Source organism: Bradyrhizobium sp. Ghvi (assembly GCF_900115265.1).
In the GTDB taxonomy this organism is placed as follows: Bacteria; Pseudomonadota; Alphaproteobacteria; order Rhizobiales; family Xanthobacteraceae; genus Bradyrhizobium.
In genome coordinates, this window is the sequence record NZ_FOVU01000004.1 from 393,195 (window position 1) to 411,404 (window position 18,210).

Sequence of the window (18,210 nt, forward strand, 5' to 3'; positions counted from 1 at the left end):
GATGGAGCGCAGGCGAAATCCGGGTCATCCATCGACCGTTGCTGGTTGATACACCATGATCGAAGACGATCCGACCGACGAAATCTCCGACATCGAGGATCGGATCGAGCTGCTCGCCGGGATCGCGGAGCGTTGCCGGAAATACATCCTGGCGTCGAAGATCGCGATCGGCAGCGGCGCGGCGCTGCTTCTGGTCACCGTCCTCGGGCTGTTCGGATTGGGGCAGGCCGCCGCGCTCGGCTCGATCGCGCTGGTGCTCGGCGGCATCGTCTCCCTCGGTTCGAACATCAGCACGTTGCGGCAGACGGACGGTGCGATCGGTGCTGCCGAGGCGCGCCGCGCTGCGCTGATCGGCAGGATCGACCTGCGCGTGGTCACCGATACGCCGATGAAGCTGATGTAGCGCGCTGTCTTATGCGGCGCTCTTGAGGCTCCGCACCTGCAACTCCGCGCGGCATTCGGCGGCGAACGCTTGGAGCCGTTCCGAGGTCTGCTGGTCGAGGATCGCTTTCGCCAGGCGCTCGGCGCGGGCCAATTGCTCTCTGAGATAGTCGATGCGGGCCATGTGTCACCTTCCGCGATGATGGTTGGGGCAGATCGCTCTGTTCCAGTGGCCGTGAGCCTACGGCCATCCCCGGACTAACGATGTGCGGTGGGTCACACAGCGCGCCCCGCATCCGCCGCCGCGAAATGCGCCATCTGGTCCGCGTGGGCTTTGACGAACCCAGGGCGGCCAATCGCGCGCGCGACGTAGCTTCGGCAGGCTGGGTGTTGCGACAGCCCGTCGAATTGATCGACGACGCGCAGCACGTCTGACATGAGAATGTCCGCGACCGAAAAGGAGCCCGCCAGCCATTCGCGCGACGCCAGCACCGGCTCGAGATGCTTGAGACGGAGCTTGAGGAAGTCGTCCACGAATTTCCACGCTGCGGTATCGGTCGGATGACCCATGAACTTCGACATCGTCCAGGGCAGGCTCGCCATCTCCACCGAGTTGAGCGCGGCGAACAGCCATTCGGTCGCTTCGTTCCGGCCGCGCGGATCCGAGGGCATCAGCTTCCCGCTGAGTCCGCCAAGATGAAGCAGAATCGCGCCGCTCTCGAAGATCGAGAGGTCGCCATCGCTCAGCCACGGCACCTGGCCGAACGGCTGGTGCGCGAGATGTTCGGCGCCGCGATTGTCGAATGGCACGCTCGCGACGCGATAGGGCAAGGCGGCTTCCTCCAGCGCCCAGCGCACGCGGAGATCGCGCACGAAGCCGCGCGGAGGCGGGGGAACCCAGTCGAAGGTGGTCAGGGTGAGGTCAGGCATGCTCTGTCTCCGTGCTGTCTCCAACAGAGGACGGACAAAGCAGGCGCGTTCCGACATGAGGAGAAACAATTTTTCGCGCATGCTGCCACATCTGAACGCGCGATTCAGCCACAGTTCATGTCACCGCCGCGACACTTCCTCCGCATCACTTGATCGATCAAGCGGAGGACACGCCATGGAGCGTCGGAACTTCTTGAAACTTGCCTTCGGTGTCGCGGCTGGAGCCGTCGCGTTTAGTGCCACCGCACAGGCCGCGCCATTGGCGCCGCAGCCGTTCGGCAATGGCGGCATGCCGCAAGACAATCCGGATGCTCATCCCGCAGTCACCAGTAGCGAGGAAGTCGCCCAGCTCAAGCCAGAGCAGGTGCATTGGCACGGGCGCTGGCACCATCGTCACTGGGGCTGGCACCATCGTCACTGGGGCTGGCGCCATCGTCACTGGGGTTGGCGCCACCGCCATTGGGGCTGGCGGCATCGCTGGCATCGCCACCACTGGCGTTATTGGTAACGGCGCCTGGAATGAAAAGGGGATCGGGCTTCGCGATCCCCTGCTTGTTGGTCAGCTGCTTCAATGAAAATGGCCGCGCAGGCTCCGGCGCGGCCATTTCGCAAGGACGGGAGATCAGAACGGACGGCAGCGCCCGGCGTACCAGCGGAAGCCATAGGGGCACACGCGCGGACGCGCGACGACAACCGGCGGGGCGACGACGACCGGGCCAGGCGCCACGACCACAGGTCCGCGCATCGGGCGGCAGCCGCCATAGGGACCACGGTACCAGCCGGGTCCGCAACCACCGGCCGCGCTGGCTGCCTCGCTGAAGCCAACGACCGCGCTGGCGAGCATCACGGCGGCGAAAAGATATTTCATGGCGTCTTCCTTCTCGTCCTTGGGGCAAACTCGCGGCGCACAATGAATCAAACGACACGATTCGACACGTCATCTGGGAGCCGTCTCGGCACGTTGCGATCCAAGCCTGCCAATCATGACCTGAATGCGGCATGAACATTTGTCGCGTACGGCCTTGCGCGACATGATGGCGCTAGCGGCCGAGAAAGCCGAGCACCATCTCCTTGTACGTCGCCGGCGCTTCCAGGAAGACGAGATGGCCGGCGTCCGGGATCACCTCCGCTCGCGCGTTCGGCATCTTTGCCGCAAATGCTCTTGCGAGCGCGGCGTTTTGTCCCATCTTCGCGCGCAATGCTTCCGGCGCATTCGGTCGGCCGGGTGCGTTGTGATCATCGGCGCCCATGACGAACAGCACTGGTTGCGTGATGAGAGCAATCTCGTGCGCGACCGGCTCGCGATAGATCATCTGGCCGGAAGAGACGAAGGCGCGCAGCCAGCGCGGATAATCCGGACTGCCCTTGATGTTGAAGCGTGCGTCGATGAACGGCGTGATGGCGTCGGGCGGCAACTTGATCGCATAGTTGGTCTGGAGCTGTTTGCGATAGCCGTCGGCGGTGAGCTTGTCTTCGGTCTCGATGATCTTCTCGGTCGGCGTCGGCGGCACGTAGAGGCGGTAGTCCTCAAGGCCGATCGGCGCGGTCAATACGAGATGGGCGACGCGGTCCGGATAGGCGCGCGCGATACGCACGCCCAGCATGCCGCCCATTGAATGCGCGACGACGTCGGCTTTGCTGATCTCCAAGTGATCGAGCAGTGCGATGGTGTTGCGGGCCAGCGTGTCGAAATGCAGCTCGCCCATGGGCTTGGAAGATTTGCCGAAGCCGACCTGGTCCGGAACGACCACGCGGTAGCCCGCCTCGCTCAGCATCTTGATGACAGGTGCCCAATAGCTCGACGGGAAATTGCGCCCGTGCAGCAGCACCACGCTGCGGCCGTTCGGCTGCGCCGGCGCGACGTCCATATAGGCCATGCTCAGCTGCTCGCCGTCGTTGACGACGGGCAGCAGGTGCACGGGGTAGGGATAGGCAAAGCCTTCGAGCGCGATGCCGTAAGGCTCGCGTTGCGGCGTGTCAACCTGCGCAGCGGTGAGTGGCGAAGCGAGCAGGGCGGCGGCGAGCGCGGCCGGGAGGATGCGGATCATGAAGGTCTCTGATGTCTAGCAGCGTCGTTCCGGGGCGATGCAAAGCATCGAACCCGGAACCTCGAGATTCCGGGCTCGGTCCTGCGGACCGCCCCGGAAGGACGGAGGCCTTGAATCGTGAAGCGCGGTCACGACGACAGTGACGGTTGACACGCAAACGTGTTGTCAGCCCTTGTCGTTCCCGAACAATGCCGCGAACTGCTTCTCGCCGATGCGGGTGAAGTTGACGACGCGGCTGCCGGGCGTTTCGTCGCGTGCGGCCCATTTCAGCTCGGAGAAGCGCTGCATCATGGCCGCGCCCAGCGTGCCGGCGAGATGGTGGCGCCGTTCGCTCCAGTCGAGGCAGGCCTTGCAGACCGGGCGGCGCGGATGGCTGAGCATCTCGGGCGAGATCTGCAAATGCTTGGCGAGGAAGCGCTCGCCCTCCGTCGTCAGCTCGATATCCTGCTTCTTCTGCCTGACGAGGTTTCGCGCGCGCATTGTGTCGAGCATCTGCACGCCGAGATCGCCGGCAAGGTGGTCATAGCAGATCCGCGCGCGCCGCAGCGCCGGATCCTTCGGCCCGGTGCGCACGCGCATATGGCCGGTGCGCGCGGCAAGTCCCGCAAGGCCTTCAAGCACACCGGCGACGTCGTCGTCGGTGAGGCGATAATAGCGGTGACGGCCCTGTTTCTCCGGCTCGACGAGCCCGCCGGCCTCGAGTTTTGCGAGGTGCGAGCTCGCGGTCTGCGGCGTGATGCCGGCCTCCTGCGCGAGCTCGCTCGCCGTGAGCGCGCGTCCGTTCATCAGCGCCGTGAGCATGTTGGCGCGGGCGGGATCGCCGACCAGGGAGGCGACCATGGCGATATCGGGTCCTGCTTTCATGCTTCGATGATAGCCGAAGCATTGCGGTCGGGCAAGGACGTAGTCTCTCACCATCTCGTCATTGCGAGGCGCGCAGCGACGAAGCAATCCAGACTGTCTCCGCGGAGAGAGTCTTGGATGGCTTCGCGGAGCCTGTCATCGGGCCGCGCGGGTGCGCGGACCCGATGGCACGCAATGACGAAAGAAACAGGAGATCCCGTCATGTCCGTCACCGTCTTCATCCGCTACCAGCTCGATCCCTTCAAGCGCGCGCAGTTCGAGGAATATTCAAAGCGCTGGCTCACCATCATCCCGAAATGCGGCGGCGACCTCATCGGTTATTTCATGCCGCACGAGGGCACCAACAACATCGCCTTCGCCCTGATCACCTTCGAAAGTCTCGCCGCCTACGAGGGCTACCGCGCGCGGTTACGGCAGGATGCTGAAGGCATGGCGAACTTCCATTTTGCCGAGGACAACAAATTCATCCTCGCGGAGGAGCGCACCTTCCTGCGCAAGGTGGTAGTGTAGGCCATCAACGACAAGGAGACGCCCATGATGGCCGTGATCTTCGAGGTCTGGCCCAAGCCGGAACACCGCCAGGACTATTTCGACCTCGCGGCCGATCTGAAGCCGATCCTGCAAACCATCGACGGCTTCATCTCGGTCGAGCGGTTCGAAAGCCTGACCGAGAAAGGCAAGATCCTGTCGGTCTCGTTCTGGCGGGACGAGGCCGCAGTTCAGGCCTGGCGCAACACGATGGAGCACCGCCGCACCCAGGCCAAGGGCAGGGCGCAGATCTTTGCCGATTATCATCTGCGCATCGCCAGCGTGGTTAGAGACTACGGCATGAACGATCGCGAGCAGGCGCCGAAGGACAGTCGCGCCGTGCATGACGCGCACTAGCGGTCATGAAAGCGCGTGCCTATCTCTGCGCGGCCAACAAGGGAGAGAAACATGCATGTGACAACTGCTGACAAGCGCGCGACGTTCAGGAAGATGCACGAAAGCGGTTGCTTCATTCTGCCCAATCCGGTCGATGTCGGCAGCGCCAAGGCGTTGCAGCATCTCGGTTTCAAGGCGATTGCATCGTCGAGCGCGGGCTTTGCCTGGACCATCGGCAAGGCCGATAATCGTGTCACGGTCGAGGATGTCTGTCAGCACCTGGCAGCATTGAGCTCGTCCGTCGACATCCCCGTGAATGCGGATTTCGAGGGCGGCTTCGCGGTCGAGCCGGGCAAGGTCGCGGAAAATGTCGAGCGCGGCGTGCGCACTGGCGTTGCTGCCTTGTCGATCGAAGATTCCACCGGCGACAAGGACAAGCCGCTTTACGATCGGGCGCTCGCGGTCGAGCGCATCACGGCCTCGCGCAAGGCGATCGGCGACACCGGCACGCTGCTGGTCGGCCGCTGCGAGGCTTATCTGTGGGGCGTGAACGACCTCAAGCTCGTCATCGACCGGCTCACCGCTTACGCCGACGCCGGCGCCGACTGTCTCTATGCGCCCGGCCTGAAGACCCGCGAGGACATCAGCGCGGTAGTGAAGGCTGTCGCACCCAAGCCGTTCAACCTCCTGATCGGCGGCTCCGGCCTGTCGCTGAAGGAGGCCGAAGATCTCGGCGTGCGCCGGATCAGCGTCGGCGGCTCGCTCGCTCGCGCCGCCTGGGGCGGCTTCATGCGCGCGGCGAAGGAAATGGCGGAGAAGGGCACGTTCACCGAGCTTGCCGGCGGCTATCCCGGCGGGGATCTCAATAAGATGTTCAGCTAGAGCCGAAACGAGAGCGGCGGGACCTTTCGATCCCGCCGCTCCGATTGTGCTCTCATGTTACTTCGCGCCGTCAGACGGCGTCTGCGTGTCCGGAGCCGGCTTGCTCGGCGCGGCGCCCGTGGTCACGCCCGGGGCGGCGTTGTTACGCGGCGTCACGTCGCGCATGCCTGGAGGCGCGGCCGGATTGGCCGGAGCCGTCTGCTGTGCGGTCTGGGTAGCAGGCGTGTTGCCGGCCTGGTTGCCCGTGCTGGTATTGTTCAAGCCATAGAACACGGCGCCCAGCACCAGGGCGATCGCCACCGCAAACAGTGCGACCTTGCCGCTGGAGGCAGGCCCTTCGCCCAGCTCGGGATCGGCCTGAAGGTCGGCATCCCGGCGCGCCGCGCGAAGATACTCATCGTCGGCGAGGTTCGGGCGGTACGGATCGTTGGGAAAACGGTCGTCAGCCATCGATTGGTCTCCTCGTTGATTACGCCTGACAACCCTCAGGCGAGAGGTTCTGTTCCGCGTTCCCTAATGCTTTCGTCGCATGTTGCCCTCGGGCCGGGAATCGGGAACCTGTTCATCGGGAGTCGCGGGATCCGGGTTCCATGACCGCGACGAAGGAACAATCCGATGTGGACCTTGCCGCCAACCGACAGCGTGCTGCATCTTCTGGCGTTTGTCGCTCTCTCGGCAGAGGGCATGACGGCAGCGCTGGCCGCGGGCCGGCGCAGCATGGATTATGTCGGCGTTTGTCTTCTCGCCTGTGTCACCGCGCTTGGCGGCGGGACGCTGCGTGACCTGTTCCTCGGTCACTATCCGCTGGTCTGGGTTGCAAATCCGATCTACCTCGCGCTGCCGGGCGGCGCGGCGCTGCTGACGATTCCGATTGCGCGGCTCGTGCATCGGCTGCACGTCGCCTTCATCGTTCTGGATGCCATCGGCCTCGTCATCTTTACCATGATCGGATGCAACGTTGCCTGGCAAATGGATGTCTCGCTACCGATCGTGATCGTTTCGGGCATGGTGACCGGCTGCGCCGGAGGCGTCCTGCGCGACGTGCTCTGCAACGACGTGCCCTTGCTGTTTCGCTCCGAGCTCTATGCCAGCGTTTCGGTGGTGACGGGTCTGTTCTACGCCACCGCGTTCGGTCTCGAGCTCAACGCCGAGCTCTGGACCATCCTGACCTTCGTCCTCGGCCTCAGCATCCGCCTGCTCGCAGTGCGCTACAAATGGGAGATGCCGAAATTCGTGTTCACGGGAGATGAGGAGAAGTGAGCGCTGTCGCGCGCGAATGGCCAATAGCGAATAGATCTGGCCATTCGCCACTCACTATTCGCTATTCGCCTCCCACCCGCGCGCCTTTGCGACCTGCGCCGGCGTCACCAAGGGGCCGGCATTGCCCCAGGAATTGCGGATGTAGTTCGTCACCGCTGCGATCTCTTCGTCAGACAGTTGCTTGGCATAGCCGGGCATCTCGCCGGTGTTCGGCGCTCGCGGCGTCGTCACGGTGTGGGCGCCGTCGAGAATGATGCGCAAGGTCGAGGACGGATTGATCGATTGCAGCAGCGCATTGGCCGGCAGCGGCGGATAGATGCGTGGGGCGCCGCTGCCGTCGGCTTCATGGCAGGCGATGCAGAGCTTGGCATAGACCGCCTGGCCCGCTTTCATCTCGGGCTCGTCAGGCGGCGTCACGATCGTCTCGCGGCGCGCCGGCGGCAGGCTCTTCAGGTAGACCGCGATCGCGCGCACGTCGGTGTCGCTCATTTTCGAGGTCGAATTGACGATCACCTCGGCCATCGGCCCGCCGGCATGGCTCTTGGCGTTGCGGCCGCTTTGCAGATATTCGGCAATGTCCTCTTCGCTCCACGACTGCAATCCGGTGCGCGCGGCGCCATCGAGCCGTGGCGCGTACCAGCCGCCGAGCTCGTTGCCGGTCAATGCCTGCGCGCCCTTGTCCGCGCCAAAATAGTTTTTGGGGGTGTGGCAGGCGCCGCAATGGCCTGGCCCGGAGACGAGATAGCCGCCCCTGTTCCAGGCCACGCTCTTGCTCTGGTCCGGCTCGAACAGGCCTGGCTTGAAGAACAGCCAATTCCAGGCCCGCATCAGGCCGCGATGGCCGAACGGCCAGCGCAGCTCAGGCGGCTTGTTGCGGCTGACAACCGGCGCCAGCGAGCCGAGATAGGCGCGGATCGCAAGCGTGTCGTCCTTGGTCATCCGGGTGAAGTAGGGGTAGGGGAAGGCCGGGTAGTAAAGCGAGCCGTCCGGCGCGGTGCCATAGCGCACAGCGCGGGTGAAATCGGCGTCCGTCCAGGCGCCGATTCCAGTGTCGCGGTCCGGCGTCAGGTTGGGCGCATAGATCGCACCGAACGGCGTGTCGATGCGTTTTCCACCCGCGAACGGCTTTGCGGGATCGGCGGTGTGGCAGCCGGCGCAATCGCCGGCCTCGACCAGCGTCTTGCCGGCAGCGATCAGCTCGGACGACGGCTCGGCGGCAACGGCTGCGCTCGCAACCGCACTGCACAAGACCAGGCCAGCCAGAATCCCCCGCATCGTCGACCCTTCTTGCTGCGACTCATCAGCCCGCTCACATCATACGGCGTCACGTCATTTCGCGGCGCCGGGCTATGGTGACACAAATTGAAAATCGCCAATGCCTTTCCGGCCACGAAATTGCGTTTTTTTCCCGTCGCCGGGTGAGGTCCAGATTTGTGATGCGGAAGGTGAAATATCCGACATAGAGTGGCGCAGGTGGTCGGCGCGCCCTAGCTAAAAACAACGGGCAGGCAACGGCTTAAGTGGCCAAACGCTCAACAGGGCGGAAGAGGACAACGATGGGCATCAACCAGGGTCCGATCAGTCTTGATCAAAAATACACGCAGGAAACCGGACACGTCTTCACCACAGGCATCCAGGCCCTGGTCCGCCTTCCCATGGCCCAGATCCGGCGTGATCGCGCCAATGGCCTCAATACCGCAGGCTTCATCTCCGGCTATCGCGGCTCGCCCCTCGGTGGCTACGATCAGCAGCTGTTCGCCGCGCGAAAGCATCTCGAGCAGTACAACATCAAATTCCAGCCCGGCGTGAACGAGGACCTGGCGGCAACCGCCGTCTGGGGCTCGCAACAGCTCAACCTCTCGCCCGGCGCCAGCTATGACGGTGTTGTCGGCATCTGGTACGGCAAGGGCCCCGGCGTCGACCGCTGCGGCGATGTCTTCCGCCACGGCAATGCCGCGGGCTCAGCCAAGAATGGCGGCGTGCTGTGCCTTGCCGGCGACGACCACGGCGCCAAATCCTCCACCGTCCCGCATCAGTCCGACCATGCCTTCATCTCGGCCTTGATGCCGTATCTCTATCCCTCGAGCATCCACGAGATGATCGAGATGGGCCTGCTCGGCATCGCGATGTCGCGCTACTCCGGATGCTGGGTCGGCATGAAGGTGATCACCGAGACGGTGGAAACCACCGCCGAGATCGACCTCACCGACGAGATGAAGCCGTTCATCATCCCCAGCGATTTCGAGCTGCCGCCCGGCGGCCTCAACCTGCGCTGGCCCGATGACCGTTTCGAGCAGGACCGCCGCCTGCAGGACTACAAGGGCTTTGCCGCCATCGCCTTCGCGCGCGCCAACAGGGTCAACCGCGTCACCATGGATTCGCCGAACGCCCGCTTCGGCATCATGGCGTCGGGCAAGAGCTACGAGGACGTGCGGCAGGCGCTGCGCGAGCTCGGGATCACCGAGGAGGTTGCCGCTAAGATCGGCCTGCGTCTTTACAAGATTGGCATGCCCTGGCCGCTGGAGCCGGAAGGCGTGCGTCAGTTCGCGGTCGGCCTGGAGGAGATCTTCATCGTCGAGGAGCGCCGCGAGATCGTCGAGAACCAGGTCAAGCAGGAGCTGTTCAACTGGCGCGACGACGTGCGCCCGCGCATCGTCGGCAAGATGGACGAGCACGACAAGCGGTTTCTGACCTTCGCTGCCGAGCTCAGCGTTGCCTCGCTTGCCACATCGCTGACCGAGCGACTGCTTCGACTTAATCTCAACCCCGAGATCGCGGACATGCTCCGCGCCAAGGCCGACTGGTTCAACGGTCGCCAGGCCACGCAGATGCAGGCCGTCGCGCCTGTCTCCCGCACGCCCTATTTCTGCTCCGGCTGTCCCCACAACACATCGACGAAGGTGCCCGAAGGCAGCCGCGCGCTCGCCGGCATCGGCTGCCACTTCATGGCGCTGTGGATGGACCGGTCGACCGAGACCTTCACGCATATGGGCGGTGAGGGCGTGCCGTGGGTCGGCATTGCGCCCTTTACCAAGGAGAACCATATTTTCGCGAACCTCGGCGATGGTACCTATTTCCATTCGGGCAGTCTCGCCATCCGCCAGTCGATCGCCTCCAAGGCCAACATCACCTACAAGATCCTCTACAACGACGCCGTCGCCATGACCGGCGGCCAGCGTCACGACGGCGATCTGTCGCCGCAGAAGATCATGGCCCAGCTTCACGCCGAGGGCATCAGCGAGATCTACCTCGTCTCGGAAAATCCCGATGCCTATCCGGCCGACAGCATCGCACCCGGGGTGAAGAAATATCACCGCGACGAACTGCAGAACGTGATGAAGATGTGCCGCGAATACAAGGGCACATCCGCTATCGTCTTCGTCCAGACCTGCGCCGCCGAGAAGCGCCGCCGCCGCAAGCGCGGCCTGATGGAGGATCCTGCGCGCCGCGTCATGATCAATCCGGCCGTTTGCGAGGGCTGCGGCGACTGCTCGGTGCAGTCGAACTGCATCTCGGTCGAGCCGCTGGAGACCGAGTTCGGCCGCAAGCGCGCCATCAACCAGTCTTCCTGCAACAAGGACTATTCCTGCGTGAAGGGCTTCTGCCCGTCCTTCGTCACCATCGACGGCGGAGCGCCGCGCCACCGTGCGCCGGCGGAGCTTGCTGACATCGGCGAATTGCCCGAACCGGCCTCGCGGCCGTTGCTCGACAAGCCCTACAACATCGCGGTCGGCGGCGTCGGAGGCACCGGCGTGCTCACCATTGGTGCGCTGCTCGGCATGGCCGCGCATATCGAGGGCAAGGCTTCGATGATCCTCGATATGTCGGGTCTGGCACAAAAGGGCGGTGCGGTGCTGAGCCATGTCCGCCTGTCGGATCATCCGGCCGAGGTGACGTGCTCGCGCATCGTCACCGGCACGGCCGATCTCGTCCTCGCCGCCGACGAGGTGGTCGCGGTCGCCAAGGACACCATCTCGCTGTGCGATTCCAGCCGCACGCGGGGCATCATCAACAGCCACGTCATTCCTACCGCCGACTTCATCCTGAACCGCGATTTCAACTTCCAGACCCGCAAGCTGAACGGATTGCTGGAAACGGCGCTGCACCAGGACTCCGTCTTTTTCGACTTCACCAAGCCGGCCGAGCAACTGCTCGGCGATGCCATCGCCACCAACATGATGATGATGGGCTATGCCTATCAGAAGGGGCTGCTGCCACTCTCAGCCGAGTCGATCGAGCAGGCGATCGAGGTCAATGGCGTCTCGATCAAGATGAACAAGGAGGCCTTCCGACTCGGTCGTCTTGCAGTGGCTGATCCGGCCCGCCTCGCCGGCATGCTGAAGGGCACCGACGAAGTGATGGCGCCCAAGTCGCTGGACGTGATGACGCTCGACGAGATCATCGAACATCGTGCCAAGCATCTGACCGCGTATCAGAACGCCCGTCTTGCCAAGCGTTATCGCAAGCTGGTCGACCAGGTCCGCGACGCCGCGGTGAAGGGCGGCTATGGCGATGCACTGCCTCGCGCCGTCGCAACCAACTATGCGAAGCTGCTGGCCTACAAGGACGAGTACGAAGTCGCGCGTCTCTTTACCGACGGGGCCTTCGAGCAGCAGCTGCGCGATCAGTTCGAGGGCGATTACAAGTTCAACTTCAATTTTGCGCCGCCGATCCTCAGCAAGGGCGTGGACGCGCTCGGCCGTCCGAAGAAACGTGCCTTCGGCCCCGGCATGCTGAAGGTTTTGCGAATCCTCGCAAAATTCAAGTTCCTGCGTGGCACCGCGCTCGACATCTTCGGCCGTAGCGCCGACCGCAAGCTCGAGCGTGATTTGATCACGGGCTACGAGAAGGACGTCGCCACCGTGCTGGGCCTGTTGTCGCCGGTCACGCACGACACCGCCGTCGAGATCCTGTCGCTGCCCGACCGCATCCGCGGCTACGGCCCGGTAAAGGAGAAGGCGGTGGCGGACGCCAAGGTGCGCTACGCGCAGCTCGCCGCGGATCTCGCCAACCCGCCACCCGCGCCGCGGCAGATCGCGGCCGAATAGGGCGGTCTCGGAGGGTGGGTTAGCCTTGCGGACTGCGCGCAGAGCCTCCGCTGACGCGGAAGTGGTAGGTTACGCTGTCGCTAACCCACCCCTACAATTTCTTCTTTGAAATCAACCACCGCTCTACTGTGCATGGGGTTGTTTTCGACAAAACCGGTCTCTTCCGGTAAAACGAAGTCGCTTGTGTCGTCGGGCAAAACACCTTTAGGATTTTGTCCGTCGCTTCCTCGTTGAGAGGGAGCCCTTGCGCTAACACGCTGCCCTCTCGTGGGGCGGAATATTTCCGCGCTTGCCAATCAGCCCATCGCGGTTCAGAAAAAAGAGCCAACAAGAAACGCGAGCGGAGACCTCTGTTTTGACCATCAAGGGCAAGGCCTACATTGCCGGGATTTACGAACACCCGACCCGGCATGCGCCGGATAAATCCACCGCGCAGCTTCATGCCGAAGTCGCCAAGGGCGCCATCGAGGATGCCGGGCTCAGCAAGGACGACGTCGACGGTTATTTCTGCGCGGGCGATGCGCCGGGCGGCGCCTGGCCGATGGTCGATTATCTCGGCCTGAACACCAAGAAGCTTCGTCACGTCGATTCCACCGAGACCGGCGGCTGCTCCTACATCATCCATCTCGGCCATGCCGCCGAGGCGATCGCGGCGGGCAAGTGCTCGATTGCGCTGATCACGCTCGCCGGCAAGCCGCGCACCGGCGTGATGCCGCCGCGCGCGGCCGGCGCCGAGGTTGATTTCGAATCCGCGTACGGTGCGACCACGCACAATGCCTATGGCATGTGTGCCATGCGCCACATGCACGACTTTGGCACCACGAGCGAGCAGCTCGCCTGGATCAAGGTCGCGGCCTCGCATCACGCGCAATACAATCCGCATGCGATGCTCAGGGATGTCGTCACGGTCGAGGATGTCCTGAACTCGCCGATGATCTCCGATCCCCTGCATCGGATGGATTGCTGCGTCGTCTCGGACGGCGGCGGCGCGCTGATCGTGACGACGCCGGAGATTGCGAAGAGCCTGAAGAGGCCGCTTGTGCGTCTGATCGGCCATGGCGAGGCGATGAAGGGCCCGCGCGGCGGCAAGGACCTCGATCTCACATATTCCGCCGGCGTCTGGTCCGGGCCGCGCGCGTTCGAGGAAGCCGGTATCACGCCGAAGGACATCAAGTATGCTTCGATCTATGACAGTTTCACCATCACGGTGCTGATGCAGCTCGAGGACCTCGGCTTCTGCAAGAAGGGCGAGGGCGGCAAGTTCGTCGCTGACGGCAATCTGATCTCGGGCGTCGGCAAGCTGCCGTTCAACACCGACGGCGGCGGCCTGTGCAGCAACCATCCCGTCAACCGCGGCGGCATGACCAAGATCATCGAGGCCGTAAGGCAGCTGCGCGGCGAGGCGCATCCGAAGGTGCAGGTCAAGAATTGCGATCTCGCCATCGCCCACGGTACCGGCGGTCTTCTCGGAGTTCGCCACGCCGCCTCGACGGCTATTCTGGAGCGCGTGTGATGGTAGATGCAAAGAAATATCCGGCCCCGGTCACGAACCCCGAGACGGCCGCGTTCTGGGACGCAGCCAAGCAGGGCAGGTTCATGATCAAGCGCTGCACCGCGTGCGGCGAAGCGCACTACTTCCCGCGTTCGATCTGCCCGTTCTGCTACTCCGACAAGACGGTGTGGGAGGAGGCGTCGGGCGAGGGCACGATCTACACCTATAGCCTGATGCGGAAGTCGCCGACTGGACCTTACGCGATCGGCTACGTGACGCTGAAGGAGGGGCCGTCGGTGCAGACCAATTTCGTCGATTGCGATCTGGAGAAGCTCAAGATCGGCCAGAAGGTGAAGGTGGTGTTCAAGCCGACCGACGGCGCGCCATTGCCATTTTTCACGCCGGTGTAGTTCTTACTTCCCTTCTCCCCTTTTGGGAGAAGGTGGCGCGAAGCGCCGGATGAGGGGTCTTTCTCCATGGAAGGACTTTCACTGCGGAAGCAACCCCTCACCAAATGAGTTTGCTGCACCGTCCTCGCTGCCCTCTCCCACAAGCGGAGAGGGCTCTTCAACTGGCGGTGCCGAAGACATTCGGGAGGAAACAAACAAAATGTCCGCCAGATACGAAGAACTGAAAAGCCTGAAAAACCTCGGCCAGAAATATGCCTACGGCGATCGCGAAGTGATGCTCTACGCCTATGGCATCGGCCTCGGCGCCGATCCCATGGACGAGAACGAGCTCGCCTTCGTCAACGAGGGCACGCTGACCCCGCGGCCGCTGAAGGTGGTGCCGACCTTTGCTTCCGTTGCGGCCTGGGGTTCGGGTCCTGGCGAAATGAACCTCAACCGCGTCATGGTGGTCGACGGCGAGCGCGACATCACCTTCCACCAGCCGCTGCCGGTCGCCGCCAACATCACCGCTGACTCCTCCGTGCTCGAAGTCTACGACAAGGGCAAAGACAAGGGCGTGGTCATCAGCCACCAGACCGTGCTGAAGAACGAGAAGGGTGAGAAGCTCGCGACCCTCGTCGCCTCGCGCTTTGCCCGCGGCGATGGCGGCTTTGGCGGGCCGAACCTGACCCAGCCCGATCCGCACAAGATTCCGTCGCGCGCGCCCGACAAGACCATCGACATCACGACGCGCCCCGATCAGGCGCTGGTTTATCGCCTGTGCGGCGACCGCAACCCGCTGCACTCCGATCCCGAGTTCGCGAAGAAAGCCGGCTTCCCGCGGCCGATCCTGCACGGCATGTGCACCTACGGCATCACCTGTCGGGGCGTGCTCCAGACCTATGCCGACTATGACGCGTCCGCATTCCGCCAGCACGTCGCGCGGTTCTCTTCACCGGTCTATCCCGGCGAGACCGTGACGATGGACCTTTGGAAGGACGGCAACGTGGTCTCGTTCGAAGCCAAGGTGAAGTCGCGCGGGGTTACGGTGATCAAGAACGGGAAGACGGTGCTGGGTTAGGCCTCGCTGTCATTCCGGGGCGCGCGAAGCGCGAACCCGGAATCTCGCGCTACGACCTCTGGATTCCGGGTTCAACGCTGCGCGCTGTCCCGGAATGACAACAATAAAACAGGGAGAAGCCACCATGGGACTACTCGACGGCAAGGTTGCGCTGATCACCGGCGCGGGCGGGGGGCTCGGTGAGGCCTACGCCAAACTGTTCGCGCGGGAAGGGGCTTCGGTCGTCGTCAACGACCTCGGCGGACCTCGCGACGGATCCGGCGCTGACAAGTCGATGGCACAGCAGGTGGTCGACGCGATCAAGGCCGAGGGCGGCAAGGCGGTCGCCAACGGCGCCGACATCTCGACCATGGAGGGCGGCCAATCGGTGTTCGACGACGCTATCAAGCATTTCGGCCGCGCCGATATCCTGGTCAACAATGCCGGCATATTGCGCGATCAGACCTTTCATAAGGCCAGCGAGGCCGACTGGGACAAGGTGATCAAGGTGCATCTGAAGGGCACCTTTTGTTGCACCATGCCGGTGTTTCGCTGGATGCGGGAAAACGGTGGCGGCGTCATCGTCAACACCTCCTCGACCTCGGGCCTGATCGGCAATTTCGGCCAGACCAATTACGGCGCGGCCAAGGGCGGCATCTGGGGCCTATCCAACGTGCTGGCCATCGAGGGCCGCAAGTACAACATCCGGATCTGGACGCTCGCCCCGGGCGCGCTGACCCGCATGACCGCAGACCTGCCCCGCTATAAGGAGAACCCCGGTGCGGCGCTGGGGCCGGACGGGATCGCGCCCGCCGTGCTATACATGGTCAGCGATTTGTCGGGCGACCAGACCGGCAAGGTGCTGGGCGTGTCCGGGCCCCGCGGCGTGCGCGAAATGCGGATGATGGAGATGGAAGGCTGGAAACCGCCGCACACGGGCTGGAACGCCCAGGACATCGTCGACCATGCCAAGGAGATATTCTTCTCCGAGGAGCAGATCAAGATGGGGGCGCGGCGGTTTTAGGCCGCCGTCATCCCGGGGCACGCGAAGCGTGAACTATGATGCGCAACTGCGCATCTGAGGATCCATGGTACAGCACGCGTAGCAGATAAATGGATTCCGGGCTGGTGCTTCGCACGCCCCGGAATGACTTAGAAAGAGAGACTGATGAAGCTCACCGCAGACGCCAAGGGCACCTTCGCAATCGCGCCGACGCCGTTCCATGACGACGGCCGGATCGATGAACGCTCGATCGACCGTCTGACCGATTTCTACGAGGAGGTCGGCTGCGACGGCGTCACGGTGCTCGGCATCCTCGGTGAAGCGCCAAAGCTCGACGCCACGGAAGCCGAGCAGGTTGCGGTGCGCTTCATCAAGCGTGCGAAGAAGATGCAGGTGATCGTCGGCGTCTCGGCGCCGGGCTTTGCCACCATGCGCTCGCTGGCGAAGGCCTCGATGGACGCGGGCGCGGCGGGCGTCATGATCGCGCCGCCGCCAAGCCTGCGCACCGACGACCAGATCGTTGGCTATTTCAAGCAGGCGGCCGAGGCGATCGGCCCCGATGTGCCCTGGGTGCTTCAGGACTATCCGCTGACATTGCAGGTGGTGTTCACACCATCCGTGATCCGCAAGATCGTCACGGACAATCCGAACTGCGTGATGCTCAAGCATGAGGACTGGCCGGGCCTGGAGAAGATCACGACCTTGCGCGGCTTCCAGAAGGACGGCTCGCTGCGGCCGCTCTCGATCCTTTGCGGTAACGGCGGCACGTTCCTGGATTTCGAGATGGAGCGCGGTGCCGACGGCGCCATGACCGGCTACGCCTTCCCCGAGCTTCTGATCGACGTCGTCAACCTTTCCAAGGCCGGCAAGCGCGATGCCGCGCATGATCTGTTCGACGCCCATTTGCCGCTGATCCGCTACGAGCAGCAGCCCGGTGTCGGCCTGACCATCCGCAAATACGTGCTGCAGAAGCGCGGCATCATCGCCTCCAGCGCGCAGCGCAAGCCGGGCGCGACGATCACGGCAACCGCGAAGGCCGAGGTCGATTACCTCTTGTCGCGCGTCGCCCGTTTCGACAAGCGCGCCAATCTCAGCCCGCAGTCGAGCGCGGCAGGTTAGCTGCATGGCCGAGACATCAGCATCACGCCCGGCCTCGACGGTCCTCCTGCTGCGCGATGGCGCGAAGGCCGACGGCAACGGCCGCGGCGAAGTCGAGATCTTTATGATGGTTCGCCATCATCAGATCGAGTTCAACTCGGGCGCGCTGGTGTTTCCCGGTGGCAGCGTCGATGCCGGCGACCAGGAGATCGTCGCTCGCGCCGATCTCTATTCGGGCGGCGAAGGCTTAAGCGAAGCCGACCGCGGGTTTCGCATCGCCGCGATCCGCGAAACGTTTGAAGAGAGCGGCATCCTGCTGGCGCGCGCAAAGGGATCGAACGCGCCTGTTGATGCCAAACGCGCCGGCGAGATCGCCGACGCGCATCGCGTCGCGCTGAACGAGCACAAGATCAGCTTCCTGAAAATCCTCGACGACAACGGCCTTCAGCTCGCACTCGACACGCTCGTGCCCTACGCGCACTGGATCACGCCTGAGGGCATGCCCAAGCGGTTCGATACCTGGTTTTTCCTGGCGGCCGCGCCGCCAGACCAACTCGGCGCGCATGACGGACGCGAGTCGACCGATTCGATCTGGGTGTCCGCGCGCGAGGCGGTGGAGGGCGGCGAGAGCGGCCGCTTCAAGCTGCCGTTCCCAACCACGCGCAACCTGATCCGGCTTGCCAAGCAGCCGAGCGTGAGCGCCGCGCTCGACCATGCAAGGGGCCTGTCGATCGTCACGGTGATGCCGGTCATGACCAAGACCGAGAGCGGCCGGCAGCTGCGTATTCCCCGCGAGGCCGGCTACGACGGCGAGGTGTTCGACGTTGGCGCTGTGGGCTAGTCTAGGACACTTCGATATCCGGCGAAGTATTAATGGACGCAGACGCGCTA

General features: G+C 63.8%; 20 protein-coding genes. 13 read left to right on the forward strand and 7 right to left on the reverse strand.

Going from position 1 to position 18,210, the window contains the following annotated elements:
• The first annotated feature begins 55 nt into the window (after window positions 1-55).
• Complete coding sequence (locus tag BM374_RS17340; protein ID WP_092294195.1) at window positions 56-403, forward strand: hypothetical protein; 348 nt, start codon at window positions 56-58, stop codon at window positions 401-403.
• A 9-nt stretch (window positions 404-412) separates the two neighbouring features.
• Here BM374_RS17340 and BM374_RS38630 read toward each other — a convergent pair whose 3' ends face one another.
• Both BM374_RS38630 and BM374_RS17345 read right to left on the reverse strand, forming a co-directional pair.
• On the reverse strand, window positions 413-565 hold the full coding sequence (locus BM374_RS38630) for a hypothetical protein (RefSeq protein WP_177248370.1): 153 nt from the start codon (window positions 563-565) through the stop codon (window positions 413-415).
• Between the two features lie 92 nt (window positions 566-657).
• A complete protein-coding gene (locus BM374_RS17345) occupies window positions 658-1,311 on the reverse strand; it encodes a glutathione S-transferase family protein (RefSeq protein WP_092294978.1) in 654 nt (217 codons plus the stop codon).
• 175 nt (window positions 1,312-1,486) lie between these two features.
• On the opposite strand from BM374_RS17345, the gene BM374_RS17350 reads away from it, so the two are divergent.
• The gene (locus BM374_RS17350; protein WP_092294197.1) at window positions 1,487-1,819 is read left to right on the forward strand and encodes a twin-arginine translocation signal domain-containing protein; all 333 of its coding nucleotides are present in this window, start codon (window positions 1,487-1,489) and stop codon (window positions 1,817-1,819) included.
• 114 nt (window positions 1,820-1,933) lie between these two features.
• Here BM374_RS17350 and BM374_RS17355 read toward each other — a convergent pair whose 3' ends face one another.
• The 3 genes from BM374_RS17355 to BM374_RS17365 form a co-directional block, all read right to left on the reverse strand.
• Window positions 1,934-2,179, reverse strand: a complete 246-nt coding sequence (locus BM374_RS17355) for a GCG_CRPN prefix-to-repeats domain-containing protein (protein WP_092294199.1) — start codon at window positions 2,177-2,179, stop codon at window positions 1,934-1,936.
• Window positions 2,180-2,351: 172 nt separating this feature from the next.
• Window positions 2,352-3,359 (reverse strand): alpha/beta fold hydrolase, encoded by a 1,008-nt coding sequence (locus tag BM374_RS17360; RefSeq protein ID WP_092294201.1) that lies wholly within the window; start codon window positions 3,357-3,359, stop codon window positions 2,352-2,354.
• Between the two features lie 165 nt (window positions 3,360-3,524).
• On the reverse strand, window positions 3,525-4,223 hold the full coding sequence (locus tag BM374_RS17365; protein ID WP_177248371.1) for an ArsR/SmtB family transcription factor: 699 nt from the start codon (window positions 4,221-4,223) through the stop codon (window positions 3,525-3,527).
• Between the two features lie 201 nt (window positions 4,224-4,424).
• Between BM374_RS17365 and BM374_RS17370 the strand changes: the two genes are divergently transcribed.
• The 3 genes from BM374_RS17370 to BM374_RS17380 are packed head-to-tail and all read left to right on the forward strand — an operon-like array spanning window position 4,425 to window position 5,969.
• Window positions 4,425-4,733 (forward strand): NIPSNAP family protein, encoded by a 309-nt coding sequence (locus BM374_RS17370; protein WP_092294205.1) that lies wholly within the window; start codon window positions 4,425-4,427, stop codon window positions 4,731-4,733.
• Window positions 4,734-4,757: 24 nt separating this feature from the next.
• Window positions 4,758-5,108 (forward strand): antibiotic biosynthesis monooxygenase family protein, encoded by a 351-nt coding sequence (locus BM374_RS17375; protein WP_092294207.1) that lies wholly within the window; start codon window positions 4,758-4,760, stop codon window positions 5,106-5,108.
• A 51-nt stretch (window positions 5,109-5,159) separates the two neighbouring features.
• Window positions 5,160-5,969, forward strand: coding sequence for an isocitrate lyase/PEP mutase family protein (locus tag BM374_RS17380; protein WP_092294209.1), 810 nt, complete (start codon window positions 5,160-5,162; stop codon window positions 5,967-5,969).
• A 57-nt stretch (window positions 5,970-6,026) separates the two neighbouring features.
• Here BM374_RS17380 and BM374_RS17385 read toward each other — a convergent pair whose 3' ends face one another.
• A complete protein-coding gene (locus BM374_RS17385; protein ID WP_092294211.1) occupies window positions 6,027-6,419 on the reverse strand; it encodes a hypothetical protein in 393 nt (130 codons plus the stop codon).
• Window positions 6,420-6,584: 165 nt separating this feature from the next.
• Here BM374_RS17385 and BM374_RS17390 point away from each other — a divergent pair, with 165 nt between their 5' ends.
• Entirely contained in the window at window positions 6,585-7,229 is a 645-nt protein-coding gene (locus tag BM374_RS17390; protein ID WP_092294213.1) for a trimeric intracellular cation channel family protein, read from the forward strand.
• Window positions 7,230-7,283: 54 nt separating this feature from the next.
• Here the strand turns inward: BM374_RS17390 and BM374_RS17395 are convergent, their stop codons facing one another.
• Window positions 7,284-8,504, reverse strand: a complete 1,221-nt coding sequence (locus BM374_RS17395) for a cytochrome c (protein ID WP_092294215.1) — start codon at window positions 8,502-8,504, stop codon at window positions 7,284-7,286.
• Between the two features lie 281 nt (window positions 8,505-8,785).
• Here BM374_RS17395 and BM374_RS17400 point away from each other — a divergent pair, with 281 nt between their 5' ends.
• From BM374_RS17400 to BM374_RS17430, 7 genes are all read left to right on the forward strand, one after another.
• A complete protein-coding gene (locus tag BM374_RS17400; protein ID WP_092294217.1) occupies window positions 8,786-12,277 on the forward strand; it encodes an indolepyruvate ferredoxin oxidoreductase family protein in 3,492 nt (1,163 codons plus the stop codon).
• Between the two features lie 355 nt (window positions 12,278-12,632).
• Window positions 12,633-13,790, forward strand: a complete 1,158-nt coding sequence (locus BM374_RS17405; protein ID WP_092294219.1) for a thiolase family protein — start codon at window positions 12,633-12,635, stop codon at window positions 13,788-13,790.
• Window positions 13,790-14,179, forward strand: coding sequence for a Zn-ribbon domain-containing OB-fold protein (locus BM374_RS17410; protein WP_092294221.1), 390 nt, complete (start codon window positions 13,790-13,792; stop codon window positions 14,177-14,179). The genes BM374_RS17405 and BM374_RS17410 overlap by 1 nt, the downstream gene beginning before the upstream one ends.
• Window positions 14,180-14,378: 199 nt before the next feature.
• Window positions 14,379-15,239, forward strand: a complete 861-nt coding sequence (locus BM374_RS17415; RefSeq protein WP_092294223.1) for a MaoC family dehydratase — start codon at window positions 14,379-14,381, stop codon at window positions 15,237-15,239.
• A 124-nt stretch (window positions 15,240-15,363) separates the two neighbouring features.
• Window positions 15,364-16,242 (forward strand): SDR family oxidoreductase, encoded by an 879-nt coding sequence (locus BM374_RS17420; RefSeq protein ID WP_177248372.1) that lies wholly within the window; start codon window positions 15,364-15,366, stop codon window positions 16,240-16,242.
• A gap of 144 nt (window positions 16,243-16,386) precedes the next feature.
• On the forward strand, window positions 16,387-17,340 hold the full coding sequence (locus BM374_RS17425; protein ID WP_092294227.1) for a dihydrodipicolinate synthase family protein: 954 nt from the start codon (window positions 16,387-16,389) through the stop codon (window positions 17,338-17,340).
• 4 nt (window positions 17,341-17,344) lie between these two features.
• The gene (locus BM374_RS17430; RefSeq protein WP_092294229.1) at window positions 17,345-18,160 is read left to right on the forward strand and encodes an NUDIX hydrolase; all 816 of its coding nucleotides are present in this window, start codon (window positions 17,345-17,347) and stop codon (window positions 18,158-18,160) included.
• Window positions 18,161-18,210 lie beyond the last annotated feature (50 nt).

Bases quoted from the DNA above. Each gene is read 5' to 3' on its own strand.
- BM374_RS17340 (WP_092294195.1), top strand. From the start codon at position 56: ATGATCGAAGACGATCCGACCGACGAAATCTCCGACATCGAGGATCGG.
- BM374_RS38630 (WP_177248370.1), bottom strand. From the start codon at position 565: ATGGCCCGCATCGACTATCTCAGAGAGCAATTGGCCCGCGCCGAGCGC.
- BM374_RS17345 (WP_092294978.1), bottom strand. From the start codon at position 1,311: ATGCCTGACCTCACCCTGACCACCTTCGACTGGGTTCCCCCGCCTCCG.
- BM374_RS17350 (WP_092294197.1), top strand. From the start codon at position 1,487: ATGGAGCGTCGGAACTTCTTGAAACTTGCCTTCGGTGTCGCGGCTGGA.
- BM374_RS17355 (WP_092294199.1), bottom strand. From the start codon at position 2,179: ATGAAATATCTTTTCGCCGCCGTGATGCTCGCCAGCGCGGTCGTTGGC.
- BM374_RS17360 (WP_092294201.1), bottom strand. From the start codon at position 3,359: ATGATCCGCATCCTCCCGGCCGCGCTCGCCGCCGCCCTGCTCGCTTCG.
- BM374_RS17365 (WP_177248371.1), bottom strand. From the start codon at position 4,223: ATGAAAGCAGGACCCGATATCGCCATGGTCGCCTCCCTGGTCGGCGAT.
- BM374_RS17370 (WP_092294205.1), top strand. From the start codon at position 4,425: ATGTCCGTCACCGTCTTCATCCGCTACCAGCTCGATCCCTTCAAGCGC.
- BM374_RS17375 (WP_092294207.1), top strand. From the start codon at position 4,758: ATGATGGCCGTGATCTTCGAGGTCTGGCCCAAGCCGGAACACCGCCAG.
- BM374_RS17380 (WP_092294209.1), top strand. From the start codon at position 5,160: ATGCATGTGACAACTGCTGACAAGCGCGCGACGTTCAGGAAGATGCAC.
- BM374_RS17385 (WP_092294211.1), bottom strand. From the start codon at position 6,419: ATGGCTGACGACCGTTTTCCCAACGATCCGTACCGCCCGAACCTCGCC.
- BM374_RS17390 (WP_092294213.1), top strand. From the start codon at position 6,585: ATGTGGACCTTGCCGCCAACCGACAGCGTGCTGCATCTTCTGGCGTTT.
- BM374_RS17395 (WP_092294215.1), bottom strand. From the start codon at position 8,504: ATGCGGGGGATTCTGGCTGGCCTGGTCTTGTGCAGTGCGGTTGCGAGC.
- BM374_RS17400 (WP_092294217.1), top strand. From the start codon at position 8,786: ATGGGCATCAACCAGGGTCCGATCAGTCTTGATCAAAAATACACGCAG.
- BM374_RS17410 (WP_092294221.1), top strand. From the start codon at position 13,790: ATGGTAGATGCAAAGAAATATCCGGCCCCGGTCACGAACCCCGAGACG.
- BM374_RS17415 (WP_092294223.1), top strand. From the start codon at position 14,379: ATGTCCGCCAGATACGAAGAACTGAAAAGCCTGAAAAACCTCGGCCAG.
- BM374_RS17420 (WP_177248372.1), top strand. From the start codon at position 15,364: ATGGGACTACTCGACGGCAAGGTTGCGCTGATCACCGGCGCGGGCGGG.
- BM374_RS17425 (WP_092294227.1), top strand. From the start codon at position 16,387: ATGAAGCTCACCGCAGACGCCAAGGGCACCTTCGCAATCGCGCCGACG.
- BM374_RS17430 (WP_092294229.1), top strand. From the start codon at position 17,345: ATGGCCGAGACATCAGCATCACGCCCGGCCTCGACGGTCCTCCTGCTG.